The following is a 22,976-nucleotide window of genomic DNA, read 5'->3' on the forward strand; positions in this document are numbered from 1 at the left end:
CAAGATATAACCAAAACGCGTTCTCTGAAAGGCACGGATATGGCGGGAGCATGGCGCAAATGAAAAGAGGGCGGCAAAATTGCCACCCTCTCTCCGCTTGTATCCAGTGAATTCAAAGCTTGCCGTGGCAATGCTTGAATTTCAGACCCGACCCGCAGGGGCACGGATCGTTGCGGCCCGGCTCGCCCCAGGTCGAGGGATCGTTCTCGTCGAAGCCTTCTTTCGCGATGCCACCGATCTCGACCCGCGGAAGCTCTTCGGACACCGTTTGCGGCTCGGGCTCTTCGGGCTCGTCATTGCGGGCGTTATACATCTGGGCCTGAAGCGCCTCGCGCTCCTCTTCCGTCAGCGGACGGATCTGGCTCAGACGCTGGGTCACATCGAGGCGCAGACCTTCGAGAAGGGCCTCGAACAGCTGGAAGCTCTCGGTCTTGTATTCCGACAGCGGATCGCGCTGCGCATAGCCACGGAAACCGATCACCGAACGCAGATGCTCGAGTTTCACCAGATGCTCGCGCCATTTGGCATCAACGGTCTGCAGCAGGACCTGCTTCTCGATGGTGCGCATGACGTCGGGGCCGAAGGCGGCTTCCTTTTCGGCCATATAGGAGTCCGAGGCTTCCTCTATCCGCTCCAGCATAACTTCCTGATCCACGCCCTCTTCCTGCGCCCAGTCTGCCAGCGGCAGGGTCAGGTTGAGATGCTCGAGGATCGCGGCCGAGAAGCCCTCGATATCCCACTGATCAGCATAGGATTTCGGCGGCAGATATTGGTCGACCAGGTCATCGAGGACCTGATGGCGCATATCGGCCGCGATCTCTCCCACCTCGTCGCTATCCATGATCTCGCGGCGCTGATTGAAGATCGCCTTCCGCTGATCGTTCATCACATCGTCGAACTTCAAAAGCTGTTTGCGGATGTCGAAGTTGCGGCCCTCGACCTTCGCCTGCGCACGCTCGAGCGATTTGTTCACCCACGGGTGGATGATCGCCTCGCCCTCTTTCATGCCGAGCTTGGACAGAACGTTCTCCAGCTTGTCCGAGCCGAAGATGCGCATCAGGTCATCTTCCAGCGACAGGAAGAACAGAGAGCGGCCCGGATCACCCTGACGGCCCGAACGGCCACGCAACTGGTTGTCGATCCGGCGCGACTCGTGGCGTTCAGTGGCCAGAACGAAGAGACCACCGGCCTCGAGCACTTTCTGTTTCTCCTCCGCGGTCGCGGCCTCGATACGGGCGCGGACCTCTTCGGGATCGGCCTCGGGATCCTGGCTCAGCGCCTCCTGCACGCGCATTTCGACGTTGCCGCCGAGCTGGATATCGGTCCCGCGACCGGCCATGTTGGTGGCGATGGTCACTGCACCCAGACGGCCAGCGTCACCCACGATCTGGGCTTCCTGCTCGTGCTGGCGAGCGTTGAGAACGTTGTGCTGGATGCCGGCCTGCGTCAGCAGCTGCGAGAGCATCTCGGATTTCTCGATGGAGGTGGTGCCCACGAGGATCGGCTGGCCCTTGGCATTTGCCTCGCGGATCGCCTCGATCACCGCCTGATATTTCTCGATAGCAGTGCGGTAGACACGGTCATGCTCGTCAATCCGCTGCACGGGACGGTTGGTCGGAACCTCGACCACGCCCAGCTTGTAGATCTCGGCGAATTCCTCGGCCTCGGTGGAGGCCGTACCGGTCATACCACCCAGTTTCTCGTAAAGACGGAAGTAGTTCTGGAACGTCACCGAAGCCAGCGTCACGTTCTCGGGCTGGACCGTCACGCCCTCTTTCGCCTCGATCGCCTGATGCAGACCGTCCGACAGGCGGCGGCCCTTCATGGCGCGGCCGGTATGTTCGTCGATCAACACGATCTCGCCATTGGCCACTACGTAATTATCGTCTTTGTTGAACAGCTTATGCGCGCGCATCGCCTGCGTGGCATGGTGAACGATAGTGGTCGACTCGGGGTCGTAGAGTGACTGGCCCTCGGGGAGGATACCGTCTTCCTGCAGACGACGCTCGAGGAATTCGTTCCCCTCCTCGGTGAAGGTCGCGTTGCGAGCCTTCTCGTCAATCGAGTAATGCTCTTCGGTCAGCTCGGGGATATAGGCGTTGAGCTTGATATAGAGGTCCGAACGGTCTTCGGAAGGACCCGAAATGATCAGCGGCGTGCGGGCCTCGTCGATCAGGATCGAGTCGACCTCGTCCACGATGGCGAAGAAATGACCGCGCTGCGCCATTTCCTCGACCGAGTTCTTCATGTTGTCACGAAGATAGTCGAAGCCCAGCTCGTTATTGGTCGCATAGGTGATATCGGCCTGATAGGCGGCCTTTTTCTCGGCATCGGGCTGGAAAGGCACGACGACGCCGGTGGTCAGACCCAGCGCGCCATAGACCTTCGACATCCACTCCGCGTCACGACGCGCGAGATAATCGTTCACCGTCACCACATGCACGCCCTTACCGGCCAGCGCATTGAGATAGACGGGGAAAGTCGCCATGAGCGTCTTGCCCTCACCGGTCTTCATTTCGGCGATCTGGCCCTGATGCAGGAAGATCCCCGCCATCAGCTGGACATCGAAAGCACGCAGGCCGAGTGCACGGCGCGCACCCTCGCGGCAGTTGGCAAAAGCTTCGGGCAGCAGGTCGTCAAGGCTCTCGCCCTGCTCCTGCACCCGCTTCTGGAATTCGCGCGTCTTCCCGATGAGACCCTCATCGGTCAGAGCCGCGAACTCTTCCTCGAGCGCGTTGATTTTCGCCACAAGCGGACGAACGGATTTTACCTTGCGGTCATTCGGCGTGCCGAAAACCTTTTTCGCGAGTGTTCCGAGCCCGAGCATGACTTCTCCGCAATTGGACTGACCAAATCGTGTGTGGAGCTACCCTTGCCGCGCTTTCTGGCGCCCCCTAAGAAGCATGTGAGAAAGGGCTCGGATAGCCTTTTTGACCCTTGGCGATGTAAGGGTCGACTGTCAGAGTGTCAACGCCGCGGACAAACGCGGCAATGAAGGAGTGGCCAAGATGCCGAAACTGACGAAACTTTTGGGAACCGCTGCAGTGGTCGCGATGATGGCTGCCGGTGCGTATGCGCAAGACAGCACGCCCTCAGCGCCGGCGGCCGATACAGCAGCCTCCACGCCTGCCAAGAAAGATTACCGCAAGGATGTGAACGCCGATACGGTGGTCGCCACCGTGAATGGCAAGGACATTACCGTGGGCCAGATGCAGATCGTCCGCGACAGCCTGCCCGCGCAATATCTGCAGATGGATGATGCGACGCTGTTCAAGGGGATCCTTGATCAACTGGTGCAGCAGACCGCGCTTTCCGAGCTGGGCGAAGGCCGCAAGACCAAGCGTGATGATGTGGCACTGGAAGTGCAGCGCCGCGCCTATCTGGCGGGTTCCATGCTGGAATATAGCGCAAATCGTGCCGTTTCCGACGATGCCGTGCAAAAGGCCTATGATGCCAAATACAAGGCCGCCGATCCGGTGACGGAATATCACGCGGCCCATATCATCGTGCCGACCAAGGAAAAGGCCGAAGAGCTGAAGAAGCAGCTCGATGACGGTGCCGACTTCGCCGAACTCGCCAAAGCCAATAGCCAAGATGGTGCGGCGGCCAATGGCGGCGATCTGGGATGGTTCTCTCTCGACCAGATGGTCGAACCCTTCGGCGCGGCCGTGGCCGATATGAAGGATGGACAGATCTCCGATCCCGTCCAGACGCAATATGGCTGGCACATCATCAAACGTGAGGGATCGCGTATCGCCGATGCGCCGAAACTTGCAGATGTCCGCGACGAACTTGAAGGCGATCTGCGCCAGAAAGCTGTCGAGAGCCGCGTGAAAGACACGGTTGATGCCGCAGATGTGAAGCGGATGGACGACGATATTGATCCTGCTATCCTGAAGAACGATAAGTTGTTCGGTCAATAAGGCCGAAACCTGGAAGGGGATGGCATATGCCTGGTAAGAAAAAGACGATCAAGCGCTACGCAAAGCGCGTGGACAAGCTTGAAAGCAAGGTCACGAAGCTCAAGAAGAAGCTGAAGGCCAGCGCGGTCGAGGCCGAAATCGCTCCGGCGAAGGTCTCGCTGATTTCGCCCTTTGCACCGGCATCCTTCCCCGACCTGCCCGAAATCGAGGGCGTCCGCTTCGCATCTGCCGCAGCGGGCGTCAAATATGCAGGCCGCACCGATGTGATGCTGGCCGAGATTTGCCCAGGTTCCGCGATTGCGGGTGTGTTCACCAAATCCTCGACCCGTGCGGCCTGTGTGCTGGACAATCAGGCCAAGCTTGCGGGCACTCCGGCTTCCGATCAGGGCGCGGCCATTCTGGTGAACTCGGGCAATGCCAACGCCTTTACCGGCGCCAATGGTCAGGCCTCGGTCGATGCGATCTCGGGCAAAGTGGCCGAGACGCTGGATCTTCCCGCCTCGCGCGTGTTCACCTCCTCGACGGGTGTAATCGGCGAGCCGCTGCCGCATGACCGGATCACCAATGTTCTGGGCGAGCTGAAGGCCAAACTCAGCCCCGCCTCGATCTCCGACGCGGCCCGCGCCATCATGACCACCGACACCTTCCCCAAAGGCGCATGCGCGACCATCGTAGGCGAAGGCGGCGAGATCAAGATCGCCGGTATCGCCAAGGGCTCGGGGATGATCGCGCCGAATATGGCGACGATGCTGGTCTATATCTTCACCGATGCGACCATCGCCCCCGCGCTGCTGCAAAAACTGCTGTCGTGGCAGGTGGATGATACGTTCAACGCGATCACTGTCGATAGCGACACCTCGACCTCGGATGCGCTGATCCTTGCCGCGACCGGCAAATCGCCTGCAGCCGAACTGATCGAGGGCACCGACGCCTCGATCGCCTTCGAGAAAGCTCTGCGCGCCGTGATGACCGATCTGGCCAAACAGGTTGTGATGGATGGCGAGGGCGCCACCAAATTCGTCGAAGTGCAGGTAACCGGCGCACAGACCCCCGCCGATGCCCATACCATCGCCATGTCCATCGCCAACTCGCCGCTGGTGAAAACCGCGATTGCGGGCGAGGATGCCAACTGGGGCCGGATCGTGGCGGCTGTCGGTAAATCCGGCGCCTATGCCGAGCGCGACCTGCTGACCATCCGCTTCGGCGATATCGTGGTGGCCGAAAAGGGCTGGCGCAATCCCGAATATTCCGAAGAGGAAACATCGGCCTATATGAAACAGTCCGAGCTGGTGATCGGCGTGGATCTGGGTCTAGGCGAGGCGTCGAAGACCGTATGGACCTGTGATCTGACCCACCGCTATATCGACATCAACGCGGATTACCGTTCGTGACGAAGAAGATCATCCTCGTCTCGGCCGTCGCCCTGATCGATGCCGACGGGCGCGTGCTTCTGGCACAGCGCCCCGAAGGCAAGTCGATGGCGGGTCTGTGGGAGTTTCCGGGGGGCAAGGTCGAGCCGGGCGAGACGCCCGAGGCCTGCCTGATCCGCGAGCTGAAGGAAGAGCTTGGCATCGATACGTGGGCGAGCTGCCTTGCACCACTGACATTCGCCAGCCACAGCTATGACGACTTCCATCTGCTGATGCCGCTCTTTGCCTGCCGCAAATGGGAGGGCATCCCCTCCCCGCGCGAGGGACAGACGCTGGAATGGGCGCAGGCCAAGGATCTGACCACCTATCCGATGCCGCCCGCCGACATTCCGCTGGTCCCGATGCTGCGGGACTGGCTGTAGGAAAAACTTCTTGATTCGTGTTTTGGGCGCCCTAACTGGGCGCCCTTCACATTCAATGGCGGCAATATAGGCAGTTTCGCCGCGCGATTGTCGACAAAGTTTCAAAACTGCCCACGATTAAGAAATAATTCACCCATCCGCGCCTTTTTTCTTTGCAATTTTATGACAATCCTGTTTTATAAAGATATCGGATTAATCAGGATCCGTAGCACCTTGTAAGGGAGGTCCCTATGCTTCGCACTATCACCGTTGGCAGCTCGGTTTCGATCCAGGGCATCTACCACAGCAAACTTGCAGACGGCAAAATCACCGTCCGCGTTGGTGAGGAACTCTATACCGGACGTCCGGTTACCCGCTGATCGCCAGAGGCGTCCCACGGCGCGCAGGGGAGGGCGTGCCGGTCCGGTCGATGCCTTGAAAGGTCAGAAGGTAAGAAAAAGAGGCCCCACGGGGCCTCTTTTTTTATGCGTAAGGGACGGGAGGCTCACTCCCCTTCGGTGAATTGCAGACGCGCGAGCTCGGCATAGAGCCCGCCTTCGGCCACGAGGCTCTCATGGGTGCCCTGTGCCACGATCCGGCCCTGATCGAAGACCACAATCCGGTCGGCCTTCTTCACCGTCGCCAGGCGGTGCGCGATAATAATGGTGGTGCGGTCCTGCGAGAGCTTCTCGACCGCGGACTGCACCGCACGCTCGGAGGAAGCATCAAGCGCCGAGGTCGCCTCGTCGAGCAGCAGGATCGGCGCATCACGCAACATGGCACGCGCAATGGCCACCCGCTGTTTCTGTCCGCCCGACAGCATCACACCGCGTTCGCCCACATAGGTATCGAGCCCCTCGGGCAAAGCCTGCAGGAAATCGAGCGCGTGGGCCGCCTCGGCGGCGGCCTCCACCTCAGCATCGGAGGCATCAGGGCGACCGAAGCGGATATTCTCGCGGGCAGAGGCGGCAAAGATCACCGGATCCTGAGGGACCAGCGCAATCGCCTGACGGAAATCGGGCCGGGCCATCTGGCGCAGATCGATCCCGTCGATGCTGACGCGCCCCGTCTCCGGGTCCCAGAATCGCTGGATCAGCTGGATGATCGTGGTCTTGCCTGCGCCCGAAGGCCCGACAAGCGCCACGGTTTCACCGGCGGCGATATCGAGTGTCACATGATCCAATGCCGAAGTGTCGGGGCGCGAGGGATAATGGAAGCTGACATCGGTGAAGCTGATCGCCCCCTTCGCCGGACGCGGCAGAGCCATCGGCTGGGCCGGATCCTCGAGCGTGTCCTTGGTCTGCAACAGCTCGATCAGACGCTCGGTCGCCCCTGCCGCACGCTGCAGCTCGCTCCAGATCTCCGACAGAGCGCCGACAGAGCCCGCGACCATCACCGCATAGATAACGAACTGCACCAGCTCGCCCACCGACATCAGCTCATTGCGCACATCCCGCGCGCCGATCCACAGCACACCCACCACACCAGAAAAGATCAGGAAGATGACAATCATCGTCATCAGCGAGCGCGTGCGGATCCGGCGATTGGCGGCGCTGTAGCTCTTTTCCGTCACATCGCGGAAGCGCAGGCGGGTGCGGACCTCATGGGTAAAGGCCTGGATGGTCTGCGCCGACAGGAGCGCCTCGGAGGCCGAACCGGAGGAACTGGCGATCCAGTCCTGATTCTCGCGCGAGAGGCCGCGCAGACGGCGCCCCAGAACCACGATCGGCACGATCACCGCCGGCACGATCAGCAGCACCAGCCCCGTGAGCTTGGCCGAGGTCACCAGCAGCATCACCATCCCGCCTGCAAAGATCATGAAATTGCGCAGTGCCACCGAGACGGAGGATCCGATCACCGACAGGATCAGCGTGGTATCGGTCGTGATACGCGAGATGATCTCGCCAGTGAGGATTCGCTCGTAGAAGGCGGGCGACATGGAAATCACACGATCGAACACCGCCATGCGGATATCGGCCACGACCCGTTCACCGAAGCGCGTTACAAGATAATAGCGCGCGCCCGTCCCTATCGCGAGAAGCGCCGTGATTACCAGCGCCGCACCGAAATACTGGTCAAGAAGCGCCGCACCGCTATTGAACCCGTCCACCACGCGGCGGACCGCAATCGGCAGGATCAGCGAAACGGAGGCGGTCAGCACCAGCGCGAGGAGCGCACACAGCGCAAGGCCGCGATAGGGTCGCAGGAATGGCCAGAGGCCTTTCAGCGCACCGATCTTCTTGGTGGTCGGGCGATCTTCGGTACTCGTCTTGGATCTTCGCACTATAAGGCCTCCTGCGGTTTACCCGCGGTTTAGGCAGGGAACCCCTTGCAGACAAGGCTCGAATAACAATTCGGGAGGAAGGTTGCGGGACTGTGAAGCCGAATGGGAACGTTCGGGCGGCCCAAAAGTCAAAAGCCGCAGATCTTGCGATCCGCGGCTTTTTGAAATTGGTGCCCAGAAGAGGACTCGAACCTCCACGCCTTGCGGCACACGGACCTGAACCGTGCGCGTCTACCAATTCCGCCATCTGGGCGTTCCGACCTTGCTGCGAGGCAGCTCAGCTTGTGTGAGGGCCTTCTACGGGGAGCGCCCGAAACCGTCAATAGGAAATTTTCATTTTTCTCGTAGAAAATTTGCATTGCCGCTGGCCTCTTGTCCGGAGGGGTGTAAATCGGTAATCAGGAAGGGAAAATCTGCAAGGGGGAGGCCCAGCCGATGTCGAAACTTGTCACGATCTATGGTGGTTCCGGTTTTGTGGGGCGTTATATCGCCCGCCGGCTTGCGAAGGATGGCTGGCGCATCCGGATCGCCGTTCGCCGCCCGAACGAGGCGCTTTTCACCAAACCCTATGGCGCGGTCGGTCAGGTCGAGCCCGTGTTCTGCAATATCCGTGATGACGCCTCTGTGCGCATGGCCATGATGGGGGCGGATGCGGTTGTGAACTGCGTAGGTATCCTGAATGTCGCCGGCAAGAATGGTTTCGACGCCGTGCAGGCCGATGGCGCGGAGCGAATCGCCCGCATCGCCGCCGAGCTGGGCGTGAAGACCATGGTCCATCTATCGGCCATCGGTGCCGATGCCAATTCGGCCAGCGCCTATGCGCGCTCCAAGGCCAAGGGTGAGGCGGGAGTACTGCAGCACTTCCCCGATGCGATGATCCTGCGCCCCTCGGTCCTGTTTGGCACCGAAGACGGGTTCTTCAACAAATTTGCCGCGATGAGCCGCTTCACTCCGGTCCTGCCGATCACCGGTGGGGGCTCGAAATTCCAGCCGGTCTGGGTGGATGATGTGGCCGCCGCCGCTGTCATGGGCGTCGAGGGCAAGGCCAAGGGCACGTTCGAGCTGGGCGGCCCCGATCAGGCAAGCCTCACCGAGCTGATGAAAACCATGCTGGGCGTCATCAACCGCAAGCGCGCGATCTTCAATATGCCCTTCGGTCTAGCCTCGCTGATGGCCAGCGTCTTCGATGGGTTGCAGGGCGCGACCGGCGGGCTCTTCAACAACACGCTCCTGACCCGAGATCAGGTGAAAAACCTCAAGAAAGACAACATCGTTTCGGCAGATGCGCGGGGCTTTGCTCAACTCGGCATCACACCTATGGCAATGGGAGCGATCATGCCGGGTTACCTCTGGCGCTTCCGCCCGCATGGGCAGTATGAAGATATCCAAGCTTCTGCCAAAAATCTAAAACGGTCCTGATCTGATGAATGATACCCTCTCCGCCGCGATACTTGGATTTGTAGAGGGTCTCACAGAGTTCCTTCCCGTCTCGTCCACCGGCCATGTGCTGATCGTGGGCGAGATGCTCGGCTTCCACTCGACCGGCCATGCCTTTGAAGTGGTGATCCAGCTGGGCGCGATCCTCGCGATTCTGGGCGTCTATGCCAAGAAGCTCTACGAGGTGTTCTCCTCCGCCCCGCATGATCCGCAGGCAAGACGGTTTATCTTCTCGGTGCTGCTGGCCTTCCTGCCCGCTGTATTTATCGGGATCGCGGCACATGATTTCATCAAGCGCGTGCTCTTCGATTCGCCGCTTATCATCGCCACCACACTCGTTCTGGGCGGGATTATCCTGATCGTTATCGACAAGATGGATCTGCATCCCAAACATGATGACGCCATGAAGATCCCGCTGGGTAAGGCCCTTGCGATTGGTTTCATCCAATGTCTGGCAATGATCCCGGGCACATCGCGGTCGGGTTCGACCATCGTCGGCGCCATGTTGATGGGTGTCTCGAAACGCGCGGCGGCCGAATTCAGCTTTTTCCTGTCCATGCCCACCATGGCAGGTGCCTTCGCCTATGACCTTTACAAGAACTACGATGTGCTGAACGCTGACGACATGATGCTGATCGTGATCGGCTTCGTTATGGCCTTTATCTCGGCAGTGATCGTCGTGCGCCACCTGCTCGACTTCATTTCCCGTCACGGCTACGCGGTTTTCGGCTATTGGCGCATCCTTGTCGGCCTTGCGATCTTTGGCTATTTCGGGCTTCTCCGCTAGGTAGGTATTAATAGCTGACCTATTTTGGAGCAATTTTTCTCACGAAACTGCATGAATCCGAAAAAAAGCTATATTTAGGTCAGCACCTCTTACTTTTAATGCCTTTCCCGAGCGTGTAGCAAAGTCCCAAAGAAACGCTAGGGAGGCGCTAGCCATGGCCAAGCAACGCATGCTGAAGTTCGTCTCGACGGCAAAGGAAATGCCGGCGAAGCGCGATGCAAAGCAACGCGCCCAGGACTTCAACGAAATCTACGCGGAATATGCCGAACAGAAAGCTGCCGAGCAGGCAGGGCGCTGTTCGCAATGTGGTGTGCCTTATTGCCATACACATTGCCCGCTGCATAATAACATTCCCGACTGGCTGCGCCTGACGGCGGAGGGCCGTCTGGAGGAAGCCTACCAGATTTCTCAGGCGACCAATACCTTCCCCGAAATCTGCGGCCGCATCTGCCCGCAGGATCGTCTGTGCGAAGGAAATTGCGTCATCGAGCAATCGGGCCACGGCACCGTGACCATCGGCTCGGTCGAGAAATACATCACCGACACCGCCTTCGAGAACGGTTGGGTCCCCTCGATCAAACCGAAGAAAGAGCGCGAAGAGAGCATTGGCATCATCGGCGCGGGCCCCGGTGGTCTGGCGGCGGCGGATGTGCTGCGCCGTGCGGGCTGCAAGGTCACTGTCTATGACCGTCACGACCGCGCAGGCGGCCTGCTGACCTACGGTATCCCCGGCTTCAAGCTGGAGAAGGATATCGTCATGCGCCGCGTGACCCAGCTCGAGGAAGCGGGCGTCGAGTTCGTGCTGAACTGCAACGTCGGCACCGACATCACCTTTGACGCGATCCGCGGCAAGCATGATGCGGTCCTGATCGCGACCGGCGTCTACAAGACCCGCGATCTGCGTGATCCGGGTTCGGATGCCTCCGGTATCGTGCGCGCCATCGACTATCTGACCTGCTCGAACAAACTGTCCTTCGGCGATGAGGTTGCCGAGTTCGAGGATGGCACGCTGAACGCGGCGGGCAAGAATGTCGTGGTCATCGGTGGTGGCGACACCGCGATGGACTGCGTGCGCACCGCCATCCGTCAGGGCGCGACCTCGGTCAAATGTCTCTACCGCCGCGACCGCGCGAATATGCCCGGCTCGCAGCGCGAGGTGCAGAACGCCGAGGAAGAAGGCGCGGAATTCGTCTGGCTGGCCGCCCCCAAGGGCTTCAGCGGTAATCCGGTTTCCTCGATCACCATCCAGAAGATGAAGTTGGGCCAGCCCGATGCGTCGGGCCGTCAGTCGCCCGAGCCGATCGAGGGCGGTATCTACGAGGAGAAAGCCGATCTGGTCATCAAGGCCCTCGGTTTCGAGCCGGAAGACCTGCAGGACCAATGGGACACCAAAGAGCTTGAAGTGACCCGTTGGGGGACCGTCAAGGCCGAGTTCGGCACCCATGCGACCAATATCGCCGGCGTTTACGCAGTAGGCGATATCGTGCGCGGGGCCTCGCTGGTGGTCTGGGCGATCCGTGACGGCCGCGAGGCTGGTGCCGAGATCATCCGCTACCTCGATGGCGTGACGGCCGTCGCCGCCGAGTAACCCTATCCACGCAGGCCGGTTCCTTAAAGCAAACCAGAGGGACCGGCGCGAAGAGACGGAAAGGACCGGACCCATGAAATGGGTGGCAGTTTTTGCACTTCTGATGAGCGGCGCCAGCGCTCAGGCCCAATCGGCGGACGATACGTTCGCCGTGCCTGAGAACTGCACGCTGGATCTGACGGTTCAGATGCATAGCTGTCAGGTCGCCAATCTCTATCACTGCGCGGGGGACGCCGAGGGCGATCGCTGGATCTCCTATGCCGATGGCGAGGGCGAATATTTCCTGTCGCTGATCGATCACGAGACCCGCTGGCTCCGCTCGATCAGCCTCGAAAGCGGGGAAATCGCCGAGCTGGATGAAGCTGCATCGAAAGACAACGCTTCTTTCAGCGCGCTTCTGGAAACGGGCGAGGATGATTACGACTTCGTCACGCGGAACAATTTCGGCGAGACCCGCCGCCAGATCGGCCGCGACTGGCTGACCGGCGAGACGGTGACGATCGACGGCAAGAGTATGGAACGCGCCGATTTCACGCTGGAGACGCAGGACGGCGAGGGCAATGTGATCGCCCGCCGCTCCGGCATCCAGTATATCGACCGCGATCTGCGCGTCTTCTTCTCGGGGCGCGAGAGCTTCCAGAACCCGCAAGGCGACAACATAGAGACCAATGATGCGCCGGTCACCTTTTCCCGCAAGGGCGATGAGGGCTTCGGCGCGGCTAAGCCGCTCTTTGACTGCGACATGATGATGACGGCGCTGCGCCCCGAAGATTTGTACTGACCGGCGCAGCCCCAAACGAACCCCTTGGCGCAAGCCATCCCTGAATTCGCCGCGCTTTACCGCCGGTGCACTACGTTCTCCCAAGGAGGCAGACATGACCAAATATGATGAAGCCTGGGTCGCCCACGAGGAAGCCAAGCGTAAATGGATGTCGGAAAACTCGCTCTACAAGGCGGATGACGAGAAATCGTCCTGCGGTGTGGGGCTTGTTGTCTCGATCGACGGGAAAGCCTCGCGTCGCGTCGTGGAAAACGGCATCGACGCGCTAAAAGCCATCTGGCACCGCGGTGCCGTGGATGCGGACGGCAAGACCGGTGACGGCGCGGGTATCCATGTGCAGATCCCTGCCCCCTTCTTCCACGACCAGATCCGCCGCACCGGCCACGAGCCGGATATGGACAAGCGTATCGCCGTTGGTCAGGTCTTCCTGCCGCGCACCGACTTTGGCGCACAAGAACACTGCCGGACCATCGTCGAATCCGAAGTTCTACGCATGGGCCATTATATCTATGGCTGGCGCCACGTTCCGGTGGACACTTCCTGCCTGGGCGACAAGGCCAACGCCACCCGCCCCGAGATCGAGCAGATCCTGATCCGCAACGAGAAGGATATCGACGAGGAGCAGTTCGAGCGCGAGCTGTACATCATCCGCCGCCGGATCGAGAAAGCGGCCATCGCGGCCCAGCTGAAGGGCCTCTATATCTGCTCGCTCTCGACGCGTTCGATCATCTACAAGGGCATGATGCTGGCCGAGCAGGTTGCGGAATTCTATCCCGACCTCAAGGATGACCGCTTTGAGTCGTCCTTTGCGATTTACCACCAGCGCTATTCCACCAACACCTTCCCCGAATGGTGGCTGGCACAGCCCTTCCGTATGCTGGCGCATAACGGCGAGATCAACACGATCAAGGGCAACATCAACTGGATGAAATCGCACGAGATCCGCATGGCCTCGGCGACCTTTGGCGATATGGCCGAAGACATCAAGCCGGTGATCCCCGCCGCGTCGTCCGACTCGGGTGCGCTGGATTCGGTGTTCGAGCTGATGGTTCGTTCGGGCCGTATCGCGCCCATGGTGAAAACCATGCTGGTGCCCGAAGCCTGGTCGAAAGCGACCGACGAGATGCCCAAGGCATGGCAGGACATGTATGGCTATTGCAACGCCGTGATGGAGCCGTGGGACGGCCCAGCCGCGCTTGCGATGACCGATGGCCGCTGGGTCTGCGGTGGTCTGGACCGGAACGGACTGCGCCCGCTGCGCTATGTGGTGACCGGCGATGGCATGCTGATTGCCGGTTCGGAAGTCGGCATGGTGCCGACCGATGAGGCCACTGTTGTGGAAAAAGGCGCACTTGGTCCGGGGCAGATGATTGCCGTCGATATGACCGAGGGCAAGCTTTACCACGATACCGACCTGAAAGACAAACTGGCCGCCTCGCGCCCCTTCGGTGACTGGATCCAGAAGGTCACCGACCTGTCCGAGCTGATGCGCGATCTGCCCGAGGCTGCAAAATATACCGGCGCCGAGCTGCGTAAGCGCCAGATGGCGGCAGGCTACACGGTCGAAGATATCGAGCAGGTCCTGAGCCCGATGGCCGAGGATGGCAAAGAAGCCATCGCCTCGATGGGCGATGACACGCCGCCTGCCGTTCTGTCCAAGAAATACCGCCCCCTGAGCCATTTCTTCCGCCAGAACTTCAGCCAGGTGACCAACCCGCCGATCGACTCGCTGCGCGAGAACCGCGTGATGTCGCTCAAGACGCGATTCGGTAACCTCAAGAACGTGCTGGACGAAGATAGCGCCCAGACCGAGATCCTCATTCTTGATACGCCCTTCATCGCGAATGAAGAGTTCAACAAGATGGCGGAGATCTTCGGCGAGCATATCTCGATCATCGACTGCACCTTCCCTGCCGGTGCGGATCAGGAAGCGCTGCGTGACGGTCTGGCCCGTATCCGCAACGAGGCGGAAGATGCCGTGCGCTCGGGTGCCGGCCACATCGTTCTGACCGACGAGAATCAGTCCGAAGACAAGATCGCGATGCCGATGATCCTCGCGACTTCGGCCGTGCATAGCTGGCTGACCCGCAAGGGCCTGCGCACGTTCTGCTCGATCAATGTCCGTTCGGCAGAATGCATGGACCCGCATTACTTCGCGGTTCTGGTGGGCTCGGGGGCAACCACGGTCAACGCCTATCTGGCCGAGGATACGCTGGCCGACCGTATTGACCGTGGCCTGATCGAAGGCACCCTGCTCGACGCCGTGCGCAAGTTCCGCGATGCGGTGGATGCGGGCCTGCTGAAGATCATGGCGAAGATGGGGATTTCGGTGATTTCCTCCTATCGCGGTGGTCTGAACTTCGAGGCCGTGGGTCTGTCGCGCGCCATGGTGGCCGAGTATTTCCCCGGCATGCATTCGCGTATTTCAGGCATCGGTCTGCACGGCATCCAGCACAAGCTGGAAGAGGTCCACAAGTTGGGCTGGCTGGGTGGTCAGGACGTTCTGCCGATCGGCGGCTTCTACAAATCGCGCCGTTCGGGCGAGACCCACGCATGGGGTGCGCAGGGTATGCATATGCTGCAAGCCGCCTGTGACCGCGCCAGCTATGACCTGTGGAAGCAGTATAGCACCATGATGCGGGCCAACCCGCCGATCCATATCCGCGACCTTCTGGACGTGAAGCCGCTGGGCAAGCCCGTCCCGATCGAGGAAGTGGAATCGATCACCTCGATTCGTAAGCGGTTCGTGACGCCGGGCATGTCGCTGGGGGCGCTCTCGCCCGAGGCGCACAAACTCCTGAACGTCGCGATGAACCGTATCGGTGCGAAATCCGATAGCGGTGAGGGCGGCGAGGATCCGGCCCACTTCGTGCCGGAGCCGAATGGCGACAATCCGTCCGCCAAGATCAAGCAGGTGGCCTCGGGCCGTTTCGGTGTGACCGCCGAATATCTCAACCACTGCGAAGAGCTGGAGATCAAGGTCGCCCAAGGTGCGAAACCGGGTGAAGGTGGCCAGCTTCCGGGCATGAAGGTCACCGACCTGATCGCGCGTCTGCGTCACTCGACCAAGGGTGTCACGCTGATATCGCCGCCGCCGCACCACGATATCTACTCGATCGAGGATCTGGCGCAGCTGATCTACGATCTCAAGCAGATCAACCCGCGCTGCAAGGTGACGGTGAAGCTGGTGGCGTCTTCGGGCGTTGGCACGATTGCCGCTGGCGTGGCCAAGGCCAAGGCCGATGTCATCCTCGTGTCCGGTCATAATGGCGGCACCGGCGCGTCTCCGGCGACCTCGATCAAATTCGCGGGTCTGCCGTGGGAGATGGGGCTGACCGAGGCGCATCAGGTTCTGGCGATGAACAACCTGCGTGGCCGCGTCACGCTGCGGACCGATGGCGGTCTGCGCACGGGGCGTGACATCGTCATGGCCGCCATGATGGGTGCCGAGGAATACGGTATCGGCACCGCCGCCCTGATCGCGATGGGCTGTATCATGGTGCGTCAGTGCCAGTCGAACACCTGCCCTGTCGGCGTCTGCACCCAAGACCCCGAGATGCGCAAGAAGTTCACCGGCACCGCCGATAAGGTCGTCAACCTGATCACCTTCTACGCACAGGAAGTCCGCGAGATCCTCGCCTCCATCGGCGCACGCTCACTCGATGAGGTGATCGGTCGTGCCGACCTTCTGACGCAGGTCTCGCGTGGGTCGGCCCATCTGGACGATCTCGATCTCAACCCGCTTCTGCTGACCGTGGATGGCTGGGAGAAGATCGTCTATGACCGCTCGAAGCCGCGCAACTATGTGCCCGATACGCTGGATGCCGAAATCATCCGTGACGGCGCGCGCTTCTTCGACGAAGGCGAGAAGATGCAGCTCTCCTATGCCGTGCGCAACACGCACCGCACCATCGGGACGCGCGCCTCGAGCCACATCGTGCAGAATTTCGGGATGCGCAACGCGCTGCAGCCCGACCATCTGACGGTGAAGCTGACGGGGTCTGCCGGCCAGTCGCTGGGCGCCTTCGCGGCACCGGGCCTCAAGATCGAGGTGTCGGGCGATGCGAACGACTATGTCGGCAAGGGCCTGTCGGGCGGTATCATCGTGGTGCGTCCGCCGATGATCTCGCCGCTGAAAGCCTCCGAGAACACCATCATCGGCAATACCGTGCTTTACGGTGCAACCGATGGCTACCTGTTCGCGGCAGGCCGTGCGGGCGAGCGTTTCGCCGTGCGTAACTCCGGTGCGCGGGTCGTGATCGAGGGCTGTGGCACCAATGGTTGTGAATACATGACCGGCGGTGTGGCGGTGATCCTTGGCTCGATCGGCGCGAACTTCGGCGCGGGGATGACGGGCGGTATGGCCTATCTCTACGATCCGGATGGTCTGGCCGAAAACCTGATCAATCCGGAATCGCTTGTGACCTGCGGTATCGGCCATAGCCATTGGGAAGCTCAGCTGAAGGGCCTTATCGAGCGTCATTACGAGGAGACCCGCTCGGTCAAGGCCGCGGACATCCTGCAGAACTGGGAGACCGAGCGTCTCAACTTCCTGCAGGTCTGCCCGAAAGAGATGCTGCAGACCCTGCCCTATCCGCTCTCGGATGAACCCGAGGCGGTTCCGGCAGAGTAATATAATGGAACGGGGCCCCAGCGGCCCCGTTTTTCCATGAAAATTTCATGTGGGTAACTGCGGCCTTGGGGCTGCATCTGGCCGCGTTTCGTGGCAGAAGGCTTGACCTGTCCGCAGGCTCAGGGACTTATGGCGACATGGCGAAACCGAAAAGCTCCAAACCCAAGACCGCCAAAGCGGTGAAGAAGAAACCGGCCCCGAAGAAGGCATCGGTGCCGCTCTCGCGCGCGACCGCCGTGGCATGGCTGCGCGCCCATGTCCTGCGCGGCGTCCTGATCCTGCTGGCCGCCGTGCTGGCGGTGGTGGTGCTTTACAAGTTTATCAACCCGCCGACGACCATCACCATGCTCAGCGAAGCGCGTCGTCTGGGTGGCATCGATCATGAATGGGCCGCGATGGACGATATCGCGCCGGTCATGGCCCGCTCTGCCGTAGCGGCCGAAGATGCGAATTTCTGCCGTCACTGGGGGTTCGACATGCGCGCGATCCGCAAGGTGATCGATGAGGGCTCCTCGCGCGGCGCCTCCACAATCAGTCAGCAAACCGCCAAGAACGTCTTCCTCTGGCAGGGGCGTTCGTGGCTGCGAAAGGCGATGGAGGCGGCCCTGACCCCTGCTATCGAGTTCATCTGGAACAAGCGCCGCATCCTCGAGGTCTATCTGAACGTGGCCGAGTTCGATGAAGGCGTCTTCGGGATCAATGCCGCGGCTTTCCGCTATTTCCGCACCACGCCCGACAAGCTGACAGCCCGTCAGGCGGCGTTGCTGGCGGCTGTGCTGCCAAACCCCAAGGAGCGCGATGCAGCCCATCCTTCGGCCTTCCTGTCGCGTCGTGCGAATGCGATCATGGACGGGGCCGCCACGATCGAGCGTGACGGCCGCGCGGAGTGTTTCGAGCGTTAGACGCGCACCATCTGCACCTGCACCACATCGCATTGCTGGGTGCGGAAGGCTGCGGCGCAGGCCTCGAGGTAATAATGCCAGCCGCGCAGGAATTCCTGCCCGTAACCCAACTCAGTGGCCTTGGCCGCACGCTCCCGCAGCCGCTCGGACCACATGCGGCAGGTCTGGGCGTAATCCTCACCAAAGGCAAAGACCTCCTGCACCCTCATGCCTGCCTTGGCCGCCTGTTCGCGGATCTTGCCATCCGACAAAAGCATGCCGCCCGGAAACGCGTATTGGCGGATATAGTCGGAGCTGGCCTGATATTTCGGGAAATAGGCATCCGACACGGTGATCGCCTGAATCATCGCGCGGCCCCCTTCGTTCAGCCGGTCGCGGATCGTGCCGAAATAGGTCGGCCAGTATTTTTCGCCCACGGCCTCGATCATCTCGATGGAAACGATATTATCGAAACGCCCTTCGGTCTTGCGGTAATCCTGCAGCTTGATATCGGCGCGGCCATCCAGACGCGCATCGGCATAGCCCTTCTGCGACGGCGAGATGGTGATGCCGGTCACATGGCGCCCGCTTTCGGCAGCACGCTCGGCAAAATGGCCCCAGCCACAGCCGATCTCCAGCACCCGCTCGCCATTACCCAAACCACCGAGGATTCGGTCCAGCTTGCGGTTTTGCGCACGGGCCAGATCATTATCCTCGGGCGTGAATAACGCCGAGGAATAACTCATGCCCTCGTCGAGCCAGAGCTGGTAGAACTCGTTGCCCACATCGTAATGCGCCCGGATATTGCGCGCGGCCCCCTTCACCGAATTGGCCCGCACGATCCGGTCGATCAGGCGGAATTTCAGGTTCTGCCACGGGCTGGCAAAGGCGTAATTCTCGAGCGCCGAGAAATTCAGGAGCGCCACGGTGAGCAGGTTCTCGATGGAGGCCGTATCCCACAGCCCCGCCACATAGGTCTCGCCCAGACCGATATCACCGCGCGAGGCGATGGCCGCCACCACCGACCAGTCATGCAGCACCAGATCGGCCTCGGGCCCACCCTGACCGAAGCGATGGATGTCGCCCTCGGGCGTACGCAGAGTGAGGCTGCCTTGGGTAATGGCCTGACAGGTATCCAGAAACTCGCGACGCAGGCGGTTACTCAGGAAAGGCATCATCGGGTCAGTTCTTCCTTTGGTGGGGCGGGTCTATCGCGATAGCGCGCGCCTTTGAGTTTCAACCGGAGCGCCTCCCACAGGATCAGCGCCATAATCCGCACAGGTGCCCAAGGGCGACGCAGCACGGCCCCGACGATCCGGCGATCGGTCAGCTCGACCCTCGGCGCGCGATAGGTCGCAATGAGCCCCTCCGCGCCGTTACGGAAATCGATCCGGATCACCACATGGGTAGCCGTAATTGCATATTGAAAATGATAGCCCCCGCCGATGTCCTGAAAAGGGGAAACATGGAAGATCTTGCGCGCCTCCAACACATCGGCGGGCCGGATGGGCGAAAAACCGGCATTTGCACATAGATAGCTATGCCGGTCGCCGAAGGTGTTGTTGACCTCGGCAATCACGGCGATCAGGTCATCCCCGCGGAAGGCCATCCAGAAACAGACGGGGTTGAAGACACGGCCCAGAATGCGCGGCTGGGCCAGTAGGCGCAGCCGGTAGGGGCCGCTCAGCCCCTCCTGCGCAAAGGCGTGTCGTGCCCACGCCGCTCCTTGGCCTGCGCCACGCTCCCCGCCATGATCGCGGTCATGGAAGGCAAAGAGGTTGAAGCGGTTATACGAGAAAAAACGCGGCCCAACGGGGGCCTCGGGATCGAGAAACAGATACTCGACCGGATAGCGGAAACGGTGACCGATGGCGCCGCGGCGCACATGCACCGTTTCACCTGGCAAATAGTCGGTCATGCAACTGCCCCGATTTCCGGTCGCCCCATCCCTGCGGGTAGGAGTGGAGACTGCTGCGCCAGCGGCAGAAGCCCGCGGGCCACCCTCATGGCAGAGGCGATCCCGTCCTCATGGAAGCCATGACGCAGCCATGCGCCTGCAAACCATGTATTGCGCAGACCCTGACGCGCGGCAATGCCCGCTTGCGCCGCCACCGCCTCGCGGTCGAACACCGGATGATAGAATGTCTTGCTATCGTAAATCTTGCGCTCGTCGATCGCGAATTGCGGATTGAGGCTGACAAAAAGCGGATCGCTCTCGGGGATCTGCTGCAACCGGTTCATCCAGTAGCTGACGCCGAGCTTTGCTTCCTCATGACGGTGATCGGCCTGATAGACCCAGGATGACCAACAGGCGCGCCGCTTGGGCATCGCCGCCTCGTCACAATGCAGGACCATATCATTGGGCCGGTATCGGATCGCCGAAAGGAGCCGGTGCTCGACAGGATCCATATCAGCCAGAAGCCGCATCGCCTGATCCGAATGGCAAGCCATGACCACCTGATCGAAATCTTCGGGAAGCATGCCTGCACTGCTGACCGTCACGCCCTCGCTATGCCGTTTGACGGACGTGACTGGCGTCCTGGATCGCAGATCCACGCCCCGCAAATGCAGAGCCCGCAACAGGCGCTCTACATATTGTGTAGAACCACCCTTCACAGTCCACCACTGGTGCTGTCCCGTGGCCGAAAGCAGCGCGTGGTTTTCAAAGAACCGGACCAGAGAGCGGGCAGGAAAGGCACCGATCTCCTGCGAGGGGGTGGACCAGATCGCTCCGGAGATCGGCAGGAGATAATAGTCGCGGAACCATTGCCCGAGCCCCATCTGCCCGATGAGTTCGTCCACCGTCAGATCATCGCGGGCCGCAACTTCGGGCGCGCGTGCGTTAAAGGCCAGAATATCGCGTACCATGCGCAGAAAGCCCGGACGCAGGAGGTTGCGCCGCTGGGCGGTAAGTCCGCGCAGATCCTTCAGGGCATATTCGATGCGCCCTTCGTCGATCGAGGCTCCGAAGCTCATATCCGAGCGGATCACCGGCACATCAAGCGTATCGAAGAGCCGCGTCAGATGCGGGTAATTGGCATAATTGAACACGATAAAACCGGTATCAACGGGTTGCTGCCCCGATCGGCCCGCCATCACCGTGCGCGCATGGCCACCAAGCCGCATCTCGGCCTCGAAGAGTGTTACGTCATAGCTCCCGCTCAGCGCCCAAGCGGCCGAAAGCCCCGAAATCCCGCCTCCGATAACGGCGACTCGCGGCCTCAGGAGAGGATTCGCAGATACATCTAGGGACATTGTTTCTCCGGTGATTTACGCCTCATGCTACAAGATACGTCATGCAATGGGCACAAGTTTCACGCAGATGGCATTTAATTACGGAAAACTTTGGAACGTAAGAACGCCCCGCTCCCAGTGCCTTGCAAAGTTTATCTATCCTAACTCAACCTAAGCTTGCCTCATAAGTATTTCATAAACCCATAACGCGCATCCTGACGCTACGGAATTTATTCAGGGAGTGAAGGATGGAAAGCACTGTTATTAGTCCGGGGATGACGGAGCATGCTGCTTCCGCATCGCCCAATCTGGGTGGCCTGATCGGCCTTTTCCAAGCAGAACTCGGCAATACGGCCCAAGCGGCCTTCAGCCTCGGCGCGTTCGTGTCGGTTCCGACAACTGTCAGTATCGACTATCCCGAGACGATTCAGGTCGAACAGCCGATCATCATCGATGATGTCGAAGAAGCGCCCATTACAACGGCTGAAATACTCATGATGATGGAAGCCGGAGACGACTTCTACACGGCAGATATCAGTGTCCTGCTCGACGATAACCATGCTTTTACAGCAGATCCCAGCACAACCGGCGCCACCGCACTCGCAGACGCTGCGGATTTTGACTGGATGCCGAGCGCCGGTGCTGGAGCAACTGCCGCCGGAGATTACGACTACAATCTGGTCGCAGAGGGTGCGCTTGACAGCATGGCAGAACTGGATCCGCTCGATCAGTATGATGACGCGGCCCTCAGCTTCGAAAGCGCTGACAGCTTCATCTTCTTCGAGCAGGAGGCCTAAGGGGCTGGTTTACAGCCCCTTACGCACCCGATCGAAGGCGGAAAGTTCACCGATAAGATCAGCCATCTGGGTAATCGGGATCATATTCGGTCCGTCGGAGGGGGCGTTGTCGGGATCCTGATGGGTCTCGATAAACAGTGCCGAAACGCCAACCGCACAGGCCGCGCGCGCCAGAACCGGCGCAAATTCCCGCTGGCCACCCGAAGTGGTGCCCTGCCCGCCCGGCTGCTGCACGGAATGGGTCGCATCGAAGACGACCGGATAGCCCGTGCGCGACATGATCGGCAGACCGCGGAAATCGGTCACCAGCGTGTTATATCCGAAGGACGTGCCGCGATCGCAAAGCATGATCCGCTCGTTGCCGGTCGACGCGATCTTCTTGGCGACGTTTTCCATATCCCAAGGCGCCAGAAACTGGCCCTTCTTCACGTTGATGGCCCGACCGGTCTCGCCTGCTGCGAGAAGAAGATCCGTCTGACGGCAGAGGAATGCGGGGATCTGCAACACGTCAACGGCCTCGCCCACGGGTGCACATTGGTGTGCGTCATGCACATCCGTAATCACCGGACAGCCAAATTCCTCACGGATCTTCGACAGGATCCCGAGACCCTCATCGATGCCAATCCCGCGCTGGGTGCTGATCGACGACCGGTTCGCTTTGTCGTAGCTGCCTTTGAAGATGAATTTCGTGCCGGTCGCAGCGCAGGCCTCGGCAATCTTTTCGGCCATCATACGGCTATGGTCGAGGCTCTCGAGCTGGCAAGGCCCCGCGATGAGGGCAAAGGGATTAGTCCCGCCGATTTCGATATCACCGATGGTGACGATTTTATCTACGCTCATCATTCGTCCCTTCCGACCAA

The 22,976-nt window shown here is 60.6% G+C and carries 17 protein-coding genes and 1 tRNA gene; 11 read left to right on the plus strand and 7 right to left on the minus strand.

Going from position 1 to position 22,976, the window contains the following annotated elements:
- Window positions 1-112: 112 nt before the first annotated feature.
- Entirely contained in the window at window positions 113-2,827 is a 2,715-nt protein-coding gene (secA, locus tag VSX56_RS09600; RefSeq protein ID WP_350936676.1) for a preprotein translocase subunit SecA, read from the minus strand.
- Window positions 2,828-3,008: 181 nt separating this feature from the next.
- On the opposite strand from secA, the gene VSX56_RS09605 reads away from it, so the two are divergent.
- The 4 genes from VSX56_RS09605 (at window position 3,009) to VSX56_RS09620 (ending at window position 6,074) form a co-directional block, all read left to right on the plus strand.
- The gene (locus VSX56_RS09605) at window positions 3,009-3,923 is read left to right on the plus strand and encodes a peptidylprolyl isomerase (RefSeq protein WP_350936679.1); all 915 of its coding nucleotides are present in this window, start codon (window positions 3,009-3,011) and stop codon (window positions 3,921-3,923) included.
- A 26-nt stretch (window positions 3,924-3,949) separates the two neighbouring features.
- The gene (gene argJ / locus VSX56_RS09610; RefSeq protein WP_339113950.1) at window positions 3,950-5,314 is read left to right on the plus strand and encodes a bifunctional glutamate N-acetyltransferase/amino-acid acetyltransferase ArgJ; all 1,365 of its coding nucleotides are present in this window, start codon (window positions 3,950-3,952) and stop codon (window positions 5,312-5,314) included.
- Window positions 5,311-5,715, plus strand: a complete 405-nt coding sequence (gene mutT, locus VSX56_RS09615; RefSeq protein WP_350936682.1) for an 8-oxo-dGTP diphosphatase MutT — start codon at window positions 5,311-5,313, stop codon at window positions 5,713-5,715. The genes argJ and mutT overlap by 4 nt, the downstream gene beginning before the upstream one ends.
- A 230-nt stretch (window positions 5,716-5,945) precedes the next feature.
- The gene (locus VSX56_RS09620; RefSeq protein WP_339113948.1) at window positions 5,946-6,074 is read left to right on the plus strand and encodes a hypothetical protein; all 129 of its coding nucleotides are present in this window, start codon (window positions 5,946-5,948) and stop codon (window positions 6,072-6,074) included.
- Between the two features lie 125 nt (window positions 6,075-6,199).
- On the opposite strand, the gene VSX56_RS09625 is transcribed toward VSX56_RS09620, so the two are convergent.
- Together VSX56_RS09625 and VSX56_RS09630 are read right to left on the minus strand one after the other, a co-directional pair.
- Window positions 6,200-7,981, minus strand: coding sequence for an ABC transporter transmembrane domain-containing protein (locus VSX56_RS09625; protein ID WP_350936827.1), 1,782 nt, complete (start codon window positions 7,979-7,981; stop codon window positions 6,200-6,202).
- Between the two features lie 165 nt (window positions 7,982-8,146).
- Window positions 8,147-8,231, minus strand: a tRNA-Leu gene (locus tag VSX56_RS09630).
- Between the two features lie 182 nt (window positions 8,232-8,413).
- Here VSX56_RS09630 and VSX56_RS09635 point away from each other — a divergent pair.
- The 6 genes from VSX56_RS09635 to mtgA all read left to right on the plus strand — a co-directional run bounded on the left by VSX56_RS09635 (window position 8,414) and on the right by mtgA (window position 18,106).
- Window positions 8,414-9,397: a complex I NDUFA9 subunit family protein gene (locus tag VSX56_RS09635; RefSeq protein WP_350936684.1), complete on the plus strand. Its 984-nt coding sequence runs from the start codon at window positions 8,414-8,416 to the stop codon at window positions 9,395-9,397.
- Between the two features lie 4 nt (window positions 9,398-9,401).
- Window positions 9,402-10,202 carry an undecaprenyl-diphosphate phosphatase gene (locus tag VSX56_RS09640; RefSeq protein ID WP_339113946.1) on the plus strand — a complete coding sequence of 267 codons (801 nt, stop codon included), beginning with the start codon at window positions 9,402-9,404 and terminating at the stop codon, window positions 10,200-10,202.
- A gap of 154 nt (window positions 10,203-10,356) precedes the next feature.
- A complete protein-coding gene (locus VSX56_RS09645) occupies window positions 10,357-11,790 on the plus strand; it encodes an NAD(P)-dependent oxidoreductase (protein WP_350936686.1) in 1,434 nt (477 codons plus the stop codon).
- Window positions 11,791-11,863: 73 nt separating this feature from the next.
- Window positions 11,864-12,571 carry a hypothetical protein gene (locus VSX56_RS09650; RefSeq protein WP_339113944.1) on the plus strand — a complete coding sequence of 236 codons (708 nt, stop codon included), beginning with the start codon at window positions 11,864-11,866 and terminating at the stop codon, window positions 12,569-12,571.
- Between the two features lie 94 nt (window positions 12,572-12,665).
- The gene (gene gltB / locus VSX56_RS09655) at window positions 12,666-17,204 is read left to right on the plus strand and encodes a glutamate synthase large subunit (RefSeq protein WP_350936688.1); all 4,539 of its coding nucleotides are present in this window, start codon (window positions 12,666-12,668) and stop codon (window positions 17,202-17,204) included.
- A 137-nt stretch (window positions 17,205-17,341) separates the two neighbouring features.
- Complete coding sequence (gene mtgA, locus VSX56_RS09660; protein WP_350936691.1) at window positions 17,342-18,106, plus strand: monofunctional biosynthetic peptidoglycan transglycosylase; 765 nt, start codon at window positions 17,342-17,344, stop codon at window positions 18,104-18,106.
- On the opposite strand, the gene VSX56_RS09665 is transcribed toward mtgA, so the two are convergent.
- The 3 genes from VSX56_RS09665 to VSX56_RS09675 are packed head-to-tail and all read right to left on the minus strand — an operon-like array spanning window position 18,103 to window position 21,340.
- Window positions 18,103-19,260: a class I SAM-dependent methyltransferase gene (locus tag VSX56_RS09665; RefSeq protein WP_339114447.1), complete on the minus strand. Its 1,158-nt coding sequence runs from the start codon at window positions 19,258-19,260 to the stop codon at window positions 18,103-18,105. The genes mtgA and VSX56_RS09665 overlap by 4 nt on opposite strands.
- Entirely contained in the window at window positions 19,260-20,003 is a 744-nt protein-coding gene (locus VSX56_RS09670) for a DUF1365 domain-containing protein (RefSeq protein ID WP_350936693.1), read from the minus strand. The genes VSX56_RS09665 and VSX56_RS09670 overlap by 1 nt, the downstream gene beginning before the upstream one ends.
- The gene (locus tag VSX56_RS09675; protein WP_350936695.1) at window positions 20,000-21,340 is read right to left on the minus strand and encodes an NAD(P)/FAD-dependent oxidoreductase; all 1,341 of its coding nucleotides are present in this window, start codon (window positions 21,338-21,340) and stop codon (window positions 20,000-20,002) included. The genes VSX56_RS09670 and VSX56_RS09675 overlap by 4 nt, the downstream gene beginning before the upstream one ends.
- A 227-nt stretch (window positions 21,341-21,567) precedes the next feature.
- Between VSX56_RS09675 and VSX56_RS09680 the strand changes: the two genes are divergently transcribed.
- Entirely contained in the window at window positions 21,568-22,116 is a 549-nt protein-coding gene (locus VSX56_RS09680) for a hypothetical protein (protein ID WP_350936698.1), read from the plus strand.
- A 9-nt stretch (window positions 22,117-22,125) separates the two neighbouring features.
- Here the strand turns inward: VSX56_RS09680 and kdsA are convergent, their stop codons facing one another.
- The gene (gene kdsA, locus VSX56_RS09685; RefSeq protein ID WP_339114446.1) at window positions 22,126-22,956 is read right to left on the minus strand and encodes a 3-deoxy-8-phosphooctulonate synthase; all 831 of its coding nucleotides are present in this window, start codon (window positions 22,954-22,956) and stop codon (window positions 22,126-22,128) included.
- Between the last annotated feature and the right edge of the window lie 20 nt (window positions 22,957-22,976).

The organism is Thioclava kandeliae (assembly GCF_040297545.1).
In the GTDB taxonomy this organism is placed as follows: domain Bacteria; phylum Pseudomonadota; class Alphaproteobacteria; order Rhodobacterales; family Rhodobacteraceae; genus Thioclava; species Thioclava kandeliae.

Excerpts from the sequence above, each read along its gene's own strand:
- VSX56_RS09670 (WP_350936693.1), bottom strand. The coding sequence starts at position 20,003 with ATGACCGACTATTTGCCAGGTGAAACGGTGCATGTGCGCCGCGGCGCC.
- argJ (WP_339113950.1), top strand. The coding sequence starts at position 3,950 with ATGCCTGGTAAGAAAAAGACGATCAAGCGCTACGCAAAGCGCGTGGAC.
- VSX56_RS09645 (WP_350936686.1), top strand. The coding sequence starts at position 10,357 with ATGGCCAAGCAACGCATGCTGAAGTTCGTCTCGACGGCAAAGGAAATG.
- secA (WP_350936676.1), bottom strand. The coding sequence starts at position 2,827 with ATGCTCGGGCTCGGAACACTCGCGAAAAAGGTTTTCGGCACGCCGAAT.
- VSX56_RS09675 (WP_350936695.1), bottom strand. The coding sequence starts at position 21,340 with ATGTCCCTAGATGTATCTGCGAATCCTCTCCTGAGGCCGCGAGTCGCC.
- VSX56_RS09620 (WP_339113948.1), top strand. The coding sequence starts at position 5,946 with ATGCTTCGCACTATCACCGTTGGCAGCTCGGTTTCGATCCAGGGCATC.
- gltB (WP_350936688.1), top strand. The coding sequence starts at position 12,666 with ATGACCAAATATGATGAAGCCTGGGTCGCCCACGAGGAAGCCAAGCGT.
- VSX56_RS09665 (WP_339114447.1), bottom strand. The coding sequence starts at position 19,260 with ATGCCTTTCCTGAGTAACCGCCTGCGTCGCGAGTTTCTGGATACCTGT.
- VSX56_RS09635 (WP_350936684.1), top strand. The coding sequence starts at position 8,414 with ATGTCGAAACTTGTCACGATCTATGGTGGTTCCGGTTTTGTGGGGCGT.
- VSX56_RS09605 (WP_350936679.1), top strand. The coding sequence starts at position 3,009 with ATGCCGAAACTGACGAAACTTTTGGGAACCGCTGCAGTGGTCGCGATG.
- VSX56_RS09680 (WP_350936698.1), top strand. The coding sequence starts at position 21,568 with ATGGAAAGCACTGTTATTAGTCCGGGGATGACGGAGCATGCTGCTTCC.
- VSX56_RS09650 (WP_339113944.1), top strand. The coding sequence starts at position 11,864 with ATGAAATGGGTGGCAGTTTTTGCACTTCTGATGAGCGGCGCCAGCGCT.
- kdsA (WP_339114446.1), bottom strand. The coding sequence starts at position 22,956 with ATGAGCGTAGATAAAATCGTCACCATCGGTGATATCGAAATCGGCGGG.
- mtgA (WP_350936691.1), top strand. The coding sequence starts at position 17,342 with ATGGCGAAACCGAAAAGCTCCAAACCCAAGACCGCCAAAGCGGTGAAG.
- VSX56_RS09640 (WP_339113946.1), top strand. The coding sequence starts at position 9,402 with ATGAATGATACCCTCTCCGCCGCGATACTTGGATTTGTAGAGGGTCTC.